At 54.4% G+C, this 13,294-nt stretch carries 15 protein-coding genes; 10 read left to right on the top strand and 5 right to left on the bottom strand.

Features of this window, described 5'->3' with window-relative positions; genetic code table 11:
- Window positions 1–23: 23 nt before the first annotated feature.
- Genes HCH_RS04160 through HCH_RS32115 form a run of 3 tightly spaced genes read left to right on the top strand, consistent with a single transcriptional unit; the run spans window position 24 to window position 3,057 of the window.
- Complete coding sequence (locus tag HCH_RS04160; RefSeq protein ID WP_011394883.1) at window positions 24–752, top strand: F0F1 ATP synthase subunit delta; 729 nt, start codon at window positions 24–26, stop codon at window positions 750–752.
- Window positions 745–2,250, top strand: coding sequence for a F0F1 ATP synthase subunit alpha (locus HCH_RS04155; protein ID WP_041598414.1), 1,506 nt, complete (start codon window positions 745–747; stop codon window positions 2,248–2,250). Before HCH_RS04160 ends, HCH_RS04155 begins: the two co-directional genes overlap by 8 nt.
- A 3-nt stretch (window positions 2,251–2,253) precedes the next feature.
- Entirely contained in the window at window positions 2,254–3,057 is an 804-nt protein-coding gene (locus HCH_RS32115) for a F0F1 ATP synthase subunit gamma (RefSeq protein WP_011394881.1), read from the top strand.
- Here the strand turns inward: HCH_RS32115 and HCH_RS04145 are convergent.
- Complete coding sequence (locus HCH_RS04145) at window positions 3,037–3,456, bottom strand: hypothetical protein (protein ID WP_011394880.1); 420 nt, start codon at window positions 3,454–3,456, stop codon at window positions 3,037–3,039. The genes HCH_RS32115 and HCH_RS04145 overlap by 21 nt on opposite strands.
- A 162-nt stretch (window positions 3,457–3,618) precedes the next feature.
- Between HCH_RS04145 and HCH_RS04140 the strand changes: the two genes are divergently transcribed.
- From HCH_RS04140 to HCH_RS04125, 4 genes are all read left to right on the top strand, one after another.
- Window positions 3,619–4,338 (top strand): sterol desaturase family protein, encoded by a 720-nt coding sequence (locus HCH_RS04140; protein WP_041598413.1) that lies wholly within the window; start codon window positions 3,619–3,621, stop codon window positions 4,336–4,338.
- 128 nt (window positions 4,339–4,466) lie between these two features.
- Entirely contained in the window at window positions 4,467–5,408 is a 942-nt protein-coding gene (locus tag HCH_RS04135; protein ID WP_011394877.1) for a ribose-phosphate diphosphokinase, read from the top strand.
- Between the two features lie 517 nt (window positions 5,409–5,925).
- On the top strand, window positions 5,926–6,726 hold the full coding sequence (locus HCH_RS04130) for a substrate-binding periplasmic protein (RefSeq protein ID WP_011394876.1): 801 nt from the start codon (window positions 5,926–5,928) through the stop codon (window positions 6,724–6,726).
- 64 nt (window positions 6,727–6,790) lie between these two features.
- Entirely contained in the window at window positions 6,791–7,333 is a 543-nt protein-coding gene (locus HCH_RS04125) for a YaeQ family protein (RefSeq protein ID WP_011394875.1), read from the top strand.
- Between the two features lie 8 nt (window positions 7,334–7,341).
- Here the strand turns inward: HCH_RS04125 and HCH_RS04120 are convergent, their stop codons facing one another.
- The gene (locus tag HCH_RS04120) at window positions 7,342–8,208 is read right to left on the bottom strand and encodes a DMT family transporter (RefSeq protein ID WP_011394874.1); all 867 of its coding nucleotides are present in this window, start codon (window positions 8,206–8,208) and stop codon (window positions 7,342–7,344) included.
- Between the two features lie 152 nt (window positions 8,209–8,360).
- Between HCH_RS04120 and HCH_RS04115 the strand changes: the two genes are divergently transcribed.
- Window positions 8,361–9,302 (top strand): LysR family transcriptional regulator, encoded by a 942-nt coding sequence (locus HCH_RS04115; protein ID WP_011394873.1) that lies wholly within the window; start codon window positions 8,361–8,363, stop codon window positions 9,300–9,302.
- 6 nt (window positions 9,303–9,308) lie between these two features.
- Here the strand turns inward: HCH_RS04115 and HCH_RS04110 are convergent, their stop codons facing one another.
- Window positions 9,309–9,512: a hypothetical protein gene (locus tag HCH_RS04110; protein WP_041598412.1), complete on the bottom strand. Its 204-nt coding sequence runs from the start codon at window positions 9,510–9,512 to the stop codon at window positions 9,309–9,311.
- The gene (locus HCH_RS04105; RefSeq protein WP_148212471.1) at window positions 9,509–10,345 is read right to left on the bottom strand and encodes a hypothetical protein; all 837 of its coding nucleotides are present in this window, start codon (window positions 10,343–10,345) and stop codon (window positions 9,509–9,511) included. Before HCH_RS04105 ends, HCH_RS04110 begins: the two co-directional genes overlap by 4 nt.
- Before the next feature lie 200 nt (window positions 10,346–10,545).
- On the opposite strand from HCH_RS04105, the gene HCH_RS04100 reads away from it, so the two are divergent.
- Window positions 10,546–11,256 (top strand): hypothetical protein, encoded by a 711-nt coding sequence (locus HCH_RS04100; RefSeq protein ID WP_011394870.1) that lies wholly within the window; start codon window positions 10,546–10,548, stop codon window positions 11,254–11,256.
- Between the two features lie 83 nt (window positions 11,257–11,339).
- Window positions 11,340–12,122, top strand: a complete 783-nt coding sequence (locus tag HCH_RS04095) for a secretin N-terminal domain-containing protein (RefSeq protein WP_158304924.1) — start codon at window positions 11,340–11,342, stop codon at window positions 12,120–12,122.
- Here the strand turns inward: HCH_RS04095 and HCH_RS04090 are convergent, their stop codons facing one another.
- Window positions 12,123–13,226 carry an ABC transporter substrate-binding protein gene (locus tag HCH_RS04090; RefSeq protein WP_238384968.1) on the bottom strand — a complete coding sequence of 368 codons (1,104 nt, stop codon included), beginning with the start codon at window positions 13,224–13,226 and terminating at the stop codon, window positions 12,123–12,125.
- Between the last annotated feature and the right edge of the window lie 68 nt (window positions 13,227–13,294).

Raw genomic sequence — 13,294 nt, 5'->3', positions numbered from 1 at the left:
GACCGGCCTAGAAGGAAAATACCGTGGAACTGGATTGGACCACCGTCGCACTGGAAATTATCAATTTCATTATTCTGGTGTGGTTACTGAAACGCTTTCTCTACCGTCCCGTGCTGAACATCGTCGAACAGCGGCAGGCCAATATCAAAGCCTCCCTTGACCAGGCCCGCGACGCCCAGGAGCAGGCTGACGTTCTCAAACGCCAGTACACTGAGCGTCTGCAGACCTGGGAACAGGAGAAGCAGGAAGCCCGCCATAAATTGCAGGAAGAACTCGCCCGCGAAAAAGCAGGCAAGCTGGAATCATTGCGGATGCGTCTGGATAAGGAGGTGGACAAAGCCCGCGCAGCTCGCGAAAGCCAGAACCAGCAGTGGCGCAGAGAGACCGCCGAACAGGCTTTGCAGATGGGCGCCGGCTTCGCCTCGGCGCTGTTGCGGCCACTGGCTGACCCTCATTTAGAAGAGCGTCTGGTCAACCTTTTCTGCGAGCGGGTCAGCGCCTGGCCCCCTGAGCGTCTTAGCGGCCTGCGCAATGGCGGGAATATTGAAATCAGCACCGCCTATCCGTTGCAGGAACATGCCCAACATCGCCTGCGAGAAACGCTGCAGGCATTGGCTACGGATCATCGCCCGGTGCTCTTTCAACAGGACACAAGCCTTCTGGCGGGCATCAGAATCGCCTCTGGAGGCTGGACGCTGGGTCTGAATCTGGCGGATGAATTAAGAGGGTTCGCCGAGTCACACCATGAATAATCTTACTGATCCAATGCAAGATCACGCCTCAAGCAAAGATGACCGCGCACTGCAGCGCACCCGCCACTGGATATCCGGCTACTCCCCGGATGTCCGCATACAGGAGCGCGGCGTGCTGGTGTCCGTCGGCGATGGCGTCGCCTGGATCAAAGGCCTGCCGTCAGCGCGCATGGAAGAGTTGCTGGATTTTGAGGACGGCAGCCTGGGCATGGTGTTCGATCTTTGCGAGGAGTTGGTCGGGGCGGTCATTCTGCAACAAACGGGCTCACTGACCGCAGGACAAGAAGTACATCGCACCCGTCGCCCTTTAGGGCTGCTGGCCCATGACAGTCTGCTTGGCCGTGTGATTGATCCCACCGGACGACCTCTGGATGGCCAATCCCCCCTTCATGAAGGAGCCTGGGTCAACCTGAATTCCCCAACGCCAGCCATCGTTGAACGGGACTTCGTGCACGAGCCTCTTTACACCGGCATCCGCATGATCGACGCCATGATTCCTATCGGCAGAGGGCAGCGGCAGCTAATCATTGGCGACGAAGGACTGGGACGCACGTCCATCGCGCTGAATGCGGTATTACATCAGAAAGATAAAGACGTTCGCTGTATCTATGTGCTGATCGGACAAAAACGAGGCGCGGCGGTCAATGTCATGCAGACACTGCAACGGCATGGCGCGGATGCTTACACCACGCTGGTAGTAGCCGACGCCGGCTCTCCGCCGGGCTTGCAGTATCTGGCTCCGTTCGCCGGGTCGGCGTTGGCGTCGCACTGGATGCGACAGGGACGCCATGTTCTGATGGTGTACGACGACCTCTCCAGCCATGCGCGCAGTTATCGGGAGTTGTCGCTGTTGCTGCGCAGACCTCCTGGGCGCGAAGCTTATCCCGGCGATGTGTTCTCCGTTCACGCCCGTCTGCTGGAGCAGGCGACCTGCCTTTCACCCGAACAAGGCGGCGGCAGCCTCACTGCGTTGCCCATTGCGGAAACCCAACAGGGAGAAATCGCCGCTTATATTCCCACTAACCTGATCTCCATCACGGACGGTCAGATCTATCTGGAGCGCAGCCTGTTCGCCGCCGGCGTACGTCCCGCCATTGATGTGGGACGCTCGGTATCACGCATCGGCGGTAAAGCCCAGCATCCCGCCATCAAACATGAAGCCATCCGCATGAAGCTGGACTATTCTCGTTTTTTGGAGCTGGAAATCTTCACTCGTTTCGGCGCCAAGTTAGACCCCGGCATGCAGACCGTCATCAAACGCGGCCAACTGCTCCGCGAACTGCTCAAACAGGATCGTTTCGAACGCTTCTCGCCAGAGCAGGAGCTGGCCTGGATGATCGCCTATAACGAAGGGCTTTTGGACGAACATCCACTCACCGATATCCCTGCCGCGTTGCTGCAGATACAGTCCAGGCTCGACGCTCGGCTGAGCCTGGAGACGCCACGCGAAGACTGGACGGCGGCGCTTCAGAAAATGCTGACGACCGCGGACGTCTGAGCCATGCCAAGCAGACGCCAGTTGCAAGGTAAGAAAGAGCTTTACGCCACATTGAATAAAATCATGACGGCGCTAAAGGCCCTCGCCTATGCGGAAACCCGCAAGCTGCAGCGACAAATTCCGCCGCAGCTGGCTATCGCTGAGCGCATGCGCGCAGCAATAGCAAAACTGCAACAGCACCCTATGGCGGACAATCCGCTTAATAAGCTGATCATCGTGCTGGGAACGGAACGAGGTTTTTGCGGCGACATCAACCGACGACTGCTGGACGCAACGGCTGAGATTATTCGGACAACGCCATGCGGCGTCATTCTGGTGGGCGATCGTTTATATCGCCATGCCCACGCGGACTTTGAAGTACTGGCGCAAGTAACAGGCCCTTCCGTGGCGGAGGACGTCGAATCGGTCACCGATGAGTTGGTCACTTTGCTCACACAACACAGCGCACGCTACCCATTAATAGAAGTGGAAATACTCTACTATCACGAACAGGAAGAACGCCCTCGCCGGTTTCCACTTTTCTCCAAGCCAATGCAGGGAAACAGCGCCACGAACATAGCTCCCATGATGTACCGTCCCGCACAGGAGCTGTTGCTGGAACTCATCCCCATGTACCTGTTCGCTTCTCTGCAATCCTGCCTCAAAGATGCGTTGCTGGGGGAGAACAGAAAACGGCTCAGTCATCTGGAATATGCAACACGCCACTTGCAGGAACGTATGAATGCGCTAACCCTGCAAACCAATATGCTGCGCCAGGAAGAGATCATTGAGGAGATTGAGGCGTTACTATTTGTCGTGGCGGACTGACGCCTCCAACGCCTTTTCCACCTGACGCATCTCCTCGTCAGTGAGCGCCTTGTACCCTCTCAGATAAGGCCAGCCATACCCCCAACGGAAACCGGTAGGCCAGTAGGGCGATCCACCAAAGCGCACTCCGGTTTCCATCACAAACGACAGGTTTTCCTCTCCAACGCTGGCGACGCATTGTTGCAGGGCTTTATCCGCCTGCACGCGCTCTTCGTATGCGCCGCCTCTCCAATAAGCCAGATCATGCTGGTAACAACAGTCCAGCCAAAGGTTTTCTTCACTGAGCGAGCCATCTGGAAACAGACTGCAGCCATCGCTGGTGAAAGGCTTGAGTTCCTCCCCGACGCATAACGTGGGGCCGAGCAATAATAACGACAGAACAATATTGCAGGCGCGCATAGACAGAATCGTTTCAACAAAGGTAATCCTGCCCGTAGCTTATGCCAGAACCCTGCGTATTACAAAGAGCGACCTGCGCCTCCAGGTTGGCGCCGACGCGGATCAATCAGGCAAGGTAGCCGTTCTTCCAACGACTCCAACCACGCTTGTCAGGACTACATGATGTTGCTCTATCTTTTTTTGATCTTTATCGGTTGCTTTATTTTCGAGCGCCTGTTTACCGGCTGGCGACTTCCGCAGGTAAAGACTTGGTGGTTCCGTGTATTACTGGTGAATGCATTCCAACTGGGGGTGGTATTGCTGGCTGGCGTCACCTGGGAAATCTGGTTGTCCGCTTACTCCGTTTTTCATCTCTCGAATTACCTGAACCCCATCGCCGGCGGCCTGCTTGCATACTTCATCGCCACCTTCGTTTTTTACTGGTGGCATCGCTGGCGTCATGAAAGCGATTTTCTATGGCGCATATTTCATCAAATACATCACAGCCCTCAGCGCCTTGAGGTAATCACATCCTTTTATAAACACCCGGGTGAAATGGTCTTCAACTCCATCCTGGGCGGTCTGCTGGTCTATGCGCTGCTCGGACTGGACCCCGCCGCAGGCGCGGTATACACCTTCTGCACCGCGATCGGCGAGTTCTTCTATCACACCAATGTTAAAACCCCGCACTGGGTGGGTTACTTTTTCCAACGCCCGGAAATGCACCGTATTCATCATGAATACGGCCGTCACAAAAACAACTATGGAGATATCACTTGGTGGGACATGCTTTTTGGCACTTATGAGAACCCAAAAACCTGGAATAAAACCTGTGGTTTCGACGACGCCAAAGAACAGCGCCTGCTGGATATGCTGCTGTATCGTGACGTCCATAAAGAATAGGGTCTCTCCGCCTGCTCACAAAGCGGGCTGAGGCATGTGATATTAACGCCAATAAAATAGCGCAATCCCTTGAATTGATGTGTAATACGGGTTATCAATGCAGCGCGGAACCCAACGAGAGAGGCGCAATGAAACATCCCCTGAAAGTGTTCACCGGCAACTCCAACCCAGCCCTGGCCCACGAAATATGCGGGCATCTGGGGATAGACCTAAGCCCCTTGCAAATCTCACGTTTCTCCAACGATAACCTGTTTGTACAGATCCAGGAAAACGTGCGCGAGCGGGATGTGTTTGTAGTACAGCCGTTCACCGAGCCGGTCAGCGAACACATCATGGAGCTGCTGATTACGCTGGACGCCTTACGCAGCGCCTCCGCCCGCCGTATTACCGCAGTCATTCCCTATTACTCCTACGCCCGTTCCGACAAGAAAGACGCTCCCCGTATTTCCATCGCGGGAAAGCTGATCGCGGATTTACTGCAAACCGCCGGCGCCAATCGGGTGTTGACCATGGATTTACACGCAGATCAGGTGCATGGCTTTTTTAATATTCCCGTCGACCACCTGACCGCCGTCCCGCTGATCGCCGACTATTTCAAAGCGAACTACGATCTGAGCCGTATGGTGGCGGTAGCGACGGACGCCGGCGGCGCAAAACGGGCGGGACGTTTTTCCGAACGCCTGAATATTCCTCTGGCGATCATCGATAAGCGACGCGTCAGCGACACTCAGGTCAAACAGGGCCATGTCGTCGGCGACGTAAAGGATATGGACGCCGTGATCTTCGAAGATGAAATTTCCACCGGCGGCACCCTGATGTCCACCGTCAAAACGTTACAGCAAGCCGGCGTACGCAGCATTCATGTCGGAGCCGTACACCCAGTGCTTTGCGGTCCAGCCATCACCAATCTGCGTGAGGCGGATATTTCCTCTTTGGTGGTCACCAATACGGTTTATCTACCGGAACAGAAACAACTGGAAAAAATCACCCAACTCTCCGTCGCCTCCTTAATGGCGGAGGCGATCAGCCGAATCCATTCCGGGGAGAGTGTGGGGGCTTTGTTTAGTTGAGAGCAGGCGCGACTAGCGAAACAGGCTACTGTTAGGCGGGCCCCAACAAGAGGCAAGATACGTGGACTTTTTATGCCATGCGCTGATGTGACTTATGATCTCGTCAATAGCGCGCCCAAGTCCACTCGTCATGCCAATTGACGCAAAAAATTCACATACCGCAGGCGCAAAGCAACAGACCGCCTTGTATGACGTAAGAAGCCTTCAATTGATAAAGATAGCTTCCTTCTATTTGCCTGCAACGACAGGGCCTGCACGAGTCAAACCCTGTCTCCCGCGGCTAGCCGCGCAGGTGCATCCGTACGCCTGATTATTAACATACCAGCATCATTGCCATGTTAATAAAACAAATTGCTAGCGTCCCAAAAAGCTGAAAGCACCTCACGTATAGAAAATAATTGCATGAAATATATGACCTATTTGCCAAGCCCATGAGAAGCCCATTTAATTTCCAAGGTGAAAGCTTTCGGTTATGCATTAAACTTATTCCTGATACGCCACTTCAAAAGGACGAACTATGTCTCTTAGCAGGATCGTTATGGAAAACTCACCGTTAAGTAAAAAAGGAAAGCTTGGCATACTACTCGTCACAATAACGCTGGCGCTATGCTCCTTCAGACTTCCCGCAGCAGAAATCAAAGTAGTCACCACAGACTTCCCACCCTATTCCTTTGAAGAAAGCGGCGAAATCCGCGGTATGGCGACGGAGGTAGTGAAAGCCGTGCTGGCGAAGTCTGACGTCGGCGTGTCTTCGTTCCGCGTTTATCCTTGGGCGCGTGCTTATAAGCTGGCTCAAACCGAGCCCAATACCCTTATTTATTCTATCGCCCGTTCCTCCGAACGAGAGCAGCTATTTAAATGGGTGGGTGAGATTGCGCCGTTTCGGGTCAATCTCTACAAGCTGAAAAGTCGGTCGGATATCAATGTCGACAGCCTGGAAGACGCCAAACGTTATGTCGTCGGCGGCGAGTATCAGGACATCAAGCAGGACTACCTGGTTAAACAGGGCTTCGAAGTGGGCAAAAACATTGTGCTGATGCCAGGGGACGAGCTCAACATTCGTATGCTGTTCGCCAAACGCATCGACCTGATTCCCTTCAGCGAATTCAGCCTCCCCGTTATGTTGAAGCAAGAAGGCTTCCCCCCTGCTGAAGTAGAGAAAGTGCTGACGCTGGACGGCATTTCCTACAACCTTTACATGGCGTGCAGCCTGGGAACGCCGGACGCAACCGTAGACAGTCTCAGGCGCGCGCTGCAAACGCTGTGGGACAAAGGGGAAATCCTGGCGATCCAGCAGAAGTACCTTAACCCGGAGTAATTGAGCCTCTCACTGTGGTCGCCGCAGATGTATAATCCCCGCCGGAATCAGCGGAGCAAACCTCATGGCGTTAAAAGCAACCATTTATAAAGCCGTACTGCATGTTGCAGATATGGACCGGAACTACTACGAGGACCTGACGCTCACCATCGCCAGACACCCTTCAGAAACCGACGAGCGCATGATGCTGCGTCTGGTCGCTTTCGCGCTGCACGCATCAGATCGCCTGCAGTTCACCAAAGGCATCAGCACACAGGACGAGCCGGATATCTGGGAAAAAAGCCTGAGCGACGAAATTGATCTGTGGATTGATCTCGGACTGCCGGAAGAAAGCCGCATTCGCAAGGCCTGCGGTCGCGCCAGGCAAGTCATTATCTACGCCTATGGTGGTCGAGCCGTTGCGTTATGGTGGCGCAAATACCAAGACGAACTCGCCCGCTTCGATAATCTGCGCATTATGGAAGTCAGCGCGGAGGCGACCAAGCAACTGGCGGCATTGGCGCAACGCGCCATGGACCTGCAGTGCACTATTCAGGATGGCCAGGTCTGGCTGAGCGACGCATCCAACAGCGTCGCCATTGAACCCGTCAGTCTGTTTCCGGTGTAGCGCTTCACTTACGCGGCAATCGGCGCGCGTTTTCTGGCGCGCCGCACGCTCATTTCCCGACGCATTAGCAACAAGCCGCTCGTCGCGATCAGTAGCGCGCCGATTAGCGCCAGGGACGCAGGCGTCTCTTCCCAGAACGCGTAGGCCAGCAGCATGCCCCATACCAGCTGTGAATATTGCATCGCGCTGACCGTACTGGGCGACCCGCTCTGAAACGCCGATAACACCAGCAAAGTCGCCAAGGTGTAGCACACGCCACCCACCGCACTGATCGCCAGCGCCGACAAATCAAAGGAGAACAAAGACCATCCAGGCCAGCATCCCGCCACGACGACAATCAAACTCAGTCCATAAACGGCGAACGCAAGAGGATGCTCCTGATCTTTGTATTTTGCGACCATAATAAACGCCGCCGCTTCGATCATGGCGCTCGCCAAGGCGGGCAATAAAGCCATATTCACCACACCGAAGCTTGGCGAAAGCACAATCAGCGCGCCGACAAAGCCTATCAACGCCAACATGAAGCGTCCCGTGTCAAAGCGCTCTAGGTTGATCGCCATGGCGAACACCGCGACAAAGACAGGCATAGTCAGAATCAGGCTGTACGCCTCCGTCAACGGCGCAGCGCCATAGCTGTAGAACGCTAAAGCATCGACCAACAACAACATGATCGCCCGCGTCAAATGCAACCCCGGCCGCTTTGTCTTCAACAACGTCCAGCGCGGAATCACCCATACTGATAACGCCAGTAGGGCAAACAGACAATTAAAGAAAATCACTTGCGGCAACGGATAGGTCGCCAACAGATGCTTGATGCTCAAATCCATCCAGGTAAAAAAGAAAAAGCCGCACAGGGCCATCAGCGCCACTCTCATATCGCCACTCCTCAAGTCAGTCCTACACCACATCGCACTCGCCAAGCTCCATGATCAGCAGTGCGAGGTGGAAAATTTCACTTGGGATAGCTTGTGGCAGCGTCTAACATTTGTGAAACGAGTTTATTTTTATTAATTAATAAAATTATTTTATGAATTTGTCCCACCATATCATCGCCCATCTCCCTTTTCTCGCCGCAGTCTATCGCGCTCGCAGCTTTACCCGCGCAGCGGAGGAAATGCACGTATCTCAGGCGGCGGTGAGTTACCAGATTCGTCAGTTGGAACAAAAGATCGGGGTTTGTCTGGTCGTGCGACAGTCAGGCAGTCGCATCCATCTGACCCATGCCGGACAAAATCTGGTGGACGAGTATTTGATAAGCGAGCAGCGCCTGCAGGCGACCCTCGACAGCCTGGCCGGAGAAAGCCTCAGCGGCAGATTAAAGATCACAGCTCCCATCGACTTCGGCAGCCTGGTTATGCCCGCCGCCATTGCGGAACTGGAACATCTGGCGCCTGCGCTGCAAATAGAGCTGCATGTGAGCGACGATCTGATTGACCTCATCGCGCAACAGTTTGACGTCGCCATCCGCTCTCCTGCGACGGGCGCTGCGTTGACGCATCACTTGCTGACAACTTCCAAAAAACAGGTAGTGGCCGGCAAAGAGTATCTGCAACGACGCGGCCTGCCGGAAACCCTTGCGGACCTGAAACATCATCGCCTGCTTACGCGCGCCAATGGCAAAGCCGCCAGCTGGGGACAGCTATTCAGGCAGAATGACCTTAGTCTGGACGCCATGCCGGAGCGCATGCGTCTTGGCAATACCTTCGCCCTCGCGGAAGGCGTACGCAATAATCTGGGAGTGGCGATATTGCCAAGCTTCGCAGTGGGCAAAGATATCGCGGAAGGAAAGGTCATTGAACTGTTTCCGTCGTTCAGCGCGCCGTTACTGACGGAGTTTTACTTGAGTTACCCGCCGTCAGCGCCGATCCGCAAGCGGCTCGCAGCTCTGGCGCAAGCCATACGGACGGTGATGGTGTCCGAGCGTTTCAGCGACGGATTCATAGAGGCGGACGGCCTATTGAGCGATTAAAGACGGTCAACGCAAACGACCCATATCGTCGTCTTCGGACAGTTCTTCAGTTTTGCGGCATTCTTTGTCCGTTTGCGTCTCATCGCAAATCGGATGCTGGCTTTGCGGATCAGTCTGATGATGCGACGCGCAGGATGACAGCACCAGCGCCAGCAGAGCGACCAATACGGGCCTCAGCCAGCGCACTTTATGTCTTAACAGCTTATTCACCTTGTTTTTCCTTTTAGTTTGCACTCGTCAACCAAGCGAAGAACCCGCTCATCCGTCAATACGTTTTCCCGCGCCCATACGAAATCCTTACTGCGTCCAATCGCCGGGGCTTGATAGGGCTGATAATCAAAGTCCGCAAATCTCGCGCTGACCTTAAGCAGACAAGCGAAAAAATAAATAACCTCTTCCGCACTTTCCAACAGTGAGGCAAAACGCAGTCCGTTTCTGGCGATACTCCATTGAAAGGGCTCTTCAGCCAGCAACTCCTTTGTTCGCGTCAGAAAACAGGATTCATGGAAATAATTCAAAGTTTCCGGGTCCTTCATCCATACGCCCCGGCGTTTCGATGCATTGAGGTAGCAGGCGAGGATATTCTGCCGCAACTTATAACGAATGACTAAATTGGCCAGTTGCGCTTGCTCAAGAATATCCAAGGCGGACTGGTAAGCCTGAATCGCCTCTTCGCGATACGCCAACATACGCTGCTCCTGATTACGTTTGCGCGCGCCAAGGCAACGGTCAAACAACATGTCTCCCAGCAACCATAGCATGCGCGCCTGGCACACTTGCTCGCGCCCTGTCACGTTCAATTCATGGCGCAGGAAAACCTCCATGCGGTCGATATTTTCCTCCTGCGACAGATCGCCATTGCGACGATGCAGATCTTCGTACAGATCAAACATCCCTTCCAACGCAGCAGGGAAAGGGTTGGGAAATTCCCGTTCATGCAACGCGTTAATCACATCCACCGTGTTCTTATTAGGCTTGTGGTGGGGATGCTGATAGTTGGCCTTCAGCGTTTTGATATCCGGGCCCGCGTCATACTGGGCCACAAACGCCTCCCATGTCCAAAGACGTTTCAAACGATGAATTTTATTGAACGTTGTAGGCATGCGTATTTTTCAGTATGTCAAGACCAATTCATACGGCGAAACTGGTTTTTTAGGGTTCTTTTCAGTTCGCTATGCTGACTGGGAATCAAAGGTTGCGTCAAGCGCCGCCAACCTCACAACCCGCATCATAGGAATCGATCATGAAAAAATTTGCTTTCGCCGCAATCACACTCCTCTACCTCAGTGGCTGCGCAACTTCGCCCCACTTTAACCGCGCAGCATTGGAGGAAGCGTCCGCCCAGCCCGGACACCCCAAGGAATACACACGGGCCGACTCCGTTAAAGAAATCGATGCACTGAAGCCTCAAGCCGAGCTTCCATTACGGCTGTACGTACCACAACCCGCCAATGACAACCCGTGGAGCCAGGAGGAAATTGAGGAAATCGAGTCGTGGAAGCCATTTTTAAAACAAAATGGATTGGTGTCCGAATTGTTTGTCGCGCCGGAATCAACGCGCAAACATTGCTATCAGTATGACAACTGCCAGCTTGAAGAACAGCGTATGGAGGCCGCGCGCTTTCAGGCGGACGCCTGGCTCGCTTTCGACATTAACAGCAGTGAAGAGGAATACGCCAACCCACTAAGTATTCTCAACATCACGCTGGTCGGTATGTGGGTGGTCCCGGCGCATCACACTTCGTCGGACATACGTCTGGAAGGCTCTCTGGTGGATGTTCGCAACGGCTATCTCTACGCTTTCGCCCGCGCCTTCGGCAAAGCGTCTCAGACTAGGCCATTCATGTACTCAGAAAGGTATGAAACCCGACGCCTCGCCCGTCTGGACGCTTTGAAAAACTTCGGCGAACGACTCAGGCAAGAAACCAGCGCAAGCGCTGCTCCCGCTCTTTAACTCCTCGGCGACGTCATTTATCCTCAGTTGGAACGCCTCCCACTTTTCGTGGCCGGGCCAGAATCGATTGAGGGAGTATGGACATGCTGCGCGCCATAACATTGCTGTTAACCTTGGGGCTGAGTCTTATGACACAGGCCCAACGCCTGGAGACGATCACACTGCAACACCGGACAGCAGAGGACATGGCGCGGCAGGTTCGGGAGTTGTACCCCGCGGATCAGGCCCATATCAGCGGTCATCTCAACCAACTGCTTATCCGGGCCGACGACTCGGTGATCGATGAAATCCAGGACCTGGTGATGCAACTGGATACACCGCAACGGCAATTTCTCATCACCATCAGCCGCGACCGCAGCAGAATGGGGGAAAACAGCGGCTGGGGCGTTTCCGGCGTCATCAGCAACGAAGGCGGGTCGGCGCGGGTCGAAGCGGGCAAGAAAGTTTACTCAACACGAGGCGGCGGACAACAAACCCTCACCGTCGTGGAAGGCTCCTCCGCCTTTATTAACACGGGCCAAAAGCAGCCAGTCAGAACAACGCAGCGTATTAATGGCCGGGTGGTCGACAGTGTGGAATATCTGGACCTCAGCAGCGGCGTCTACGTAGAGCCCCGGTTGACGGGACAGAATCGGGTTGAATTGAAAGTTCGCTCACAGAGCAACGAGCGTGACGACATCCAACAGCAGCGGATCAATACGTCTTCTCTGGACACCCTCCGCGTCGTCCAGCTCGGCGAGTGGGTGGAGCTGGGAGGCGCGACGCTAACCAGCAACCGTTCAGACAGCGGCATAACCTATTCCACACGCAGACAAAGCGCAGATGAACAAAGCGTTCTCATAAAGGTGGAGTTACTGGGGCATTAGCTACTCAGTAAAAAAGTCGTGGAAATGGTAGCCCTTATTCTCTGGGCGCAAAGATAGCGAGAAGCGGCGGAAGTCTTCTTTAGTCCAATGAGATTCCGTGACGACATCGATCGCTTTATCAACGTTGGCCGACGTCGCCAACGCCAGATGCGTGCGAATGTTAACGCCCAGATAGTCCGCAAAGTCGACGCCGTTAAAATAATCATACAGAAGCACGACCGCCCAGCCTGCTTCGACAAAGTGCCCGCCAACACTGTGCGACAGCCGTCCGTCCTTGACGCCCTGCAATCCTTCATTCGACCAATCCACACCTCCAATCAGGCGCTCCGGCTCCGGCGCCACTGAGCGCGCCGCCAACGCCATCAAGTCACTGGCGGCCCAGATCAGGTCCACCGAGGGATAGCGTTCCAGCATTTTCGGAGTGCGGGCAGTGACTTCATCCCAAAACCAGTTGGCGTACACCAGTTGCTTCAGGATCACCTTATCAGTGTGCTCTGACAGAAACCGCTTCAGACCAGCGTTACGGTCTAAAGCCGCCGTAGAATCCATGCTTCCACTGATGCCTAGAAGGTCAAAGCTTTTCCGGCGCGGCCACTTTTCTTGAGCCTGTCGTAACAACTCCGCCGCGACCAGATAGCCTACCTCCTCATCATCGGGGTACATATGTCCAAGCCAGTTGGGAAACTTCTCAGAACGGGGCTGTCCCACTAAAACCCGATCGCGCTCCGGCACGCTGGTATTGACTAGAAATACGCCGACATCACGGGCATTGGCTTCCTGCAGGAGCTTTTCAGTAATGGAAAAGAAATATCCCACAATAATAGCCTTCGGCGGATTAGGTCGCTGTAGCGCCTCCATGCCCATCTTCAGCACTGAAAAGCGTTGATCGTCCCCATACATGACTTCCAGTTTGACGCCCAGGTCTTTCGCCACCTCCTTGGCGAAGGCGCCGGTCTTTCCCCAAAAAATGTTTTCAACGGGCGACGGCGAAATAAACAGGAAATAATCAGTATCGGACAAACGCCCGACAGGCGGACCGCCAGCATGACACAGCCAGGACGAAGCGATAACCCAGACGACAATGAAGCCGCGCAAGCACTTCATAACAATTGCGAGATTCATAGTTAACTATAGATAAGACGCCTTCATTAAGAGTGGACCATAACCGCTGG

This window comes from Hahella chejuensis KCTC 2396, assembly GCF_000012985.1.
GTDB lineage: Bacteria > Pseudomonadota > Gammaproteobacteria > Pseudomonadales > Oleiphilaceae > Hahella > Hahella chejuensis.
This window is presented reverse-complemented; position numbering and strand designations above follow the sequence as displayed.

What these genes read in the sequence shown, in the direction of transcription:
- HCH_RS04090 (WP_238384968.1), bottom strand. Translation starts at nt 13,226, where the DNA reads ATGAAGTGCTTGCGCGGCTTCATTGTCGTCTGGGTTATCGCTTCGTCC.
- HCH_RS32115 (WP_011394881.1), top strand. Translation starts at nt 2,254, where the DNA reads ATGCCAAGCAGACGCCAGTTGCAAGGTAAGAAAGAGCTTTACGCCACA.
- HCH_RS04140 (WP_041598413.1), top strand. Translation starts at nt 3,619, where the DNA reads ATGTTGCTCTATCTTTTTTTGATCTTTATCGGTTGCTTTATTTTCGAG.
- HCH_RS04135 (WP_011394877.1), top strand. Translation starts at nt 4,467, where the DNA reads ATGAAACATCCCCTGAAAGTGTTCACCGGCAACTCCAACCCAGCCCTG.
- HCH_RS04125 (WP_011394875.1), top strand. Translation starts at nt 6,791, where the DNA reads ATGGCGTTAAAAGCAACCATTTATAAAGCCGTACTGCATGTTGCAGAT.
- HCH_RS04145 (WP_011394880.1), bottom strand. Translation starts at nt 3,456, where the DNA reads ATGCGCGCCTGCAATATTGTTCTGTCGTTATTATTGCTCGGCCCCACG.
- HCH_RS04120 (WP_011394874.1), bottom strand. Translation starts at nt 8,208, where the DNA reads ATGAGAGTGGCGCTGATGGCCCTGTGCGGCTTTTTCTTTTTTACCTGG.
- HCH_RS04115 (WP_011394873.1), top strand. Translation starts at nt 8,361, where the DNA reads ATGAATTTGTCCCACCATATCATCGCCCATCTCCCTTTTCTCGCCGCA.
- HCH_RS04095 (WP_158304924.1), top strand. Translation starts at nt 11,340, where the DNA reads ATGCTGCGCGCCATAACATTGCTGTTAACCTTGGGGCTGAGTCTTATG.
- HCH_RS04155 (WP_041598414.1), top strand. Translation starts at nt 745, where the DNA reads ATGAATAATCTTACTGATCCAATGCAAGATCACGCCTCAAGCAAAGAT.
- HCH_RS04130 (WP_011394876.1), top strand. Translation starts at nt 5,926, where the DNA reads ATGTCTCTTAGCAGGATCGTTATGGAAAACTCACCGTTAAGTAAAAAA.
- HCH_RS04100 (WP_011394870.1), top strand. Translation starts at nt 10,546, where the DNA reads ATGAAAAAATTTGCTTTCGCCGCAATCACACTCCTCTACCTCAGTGGC.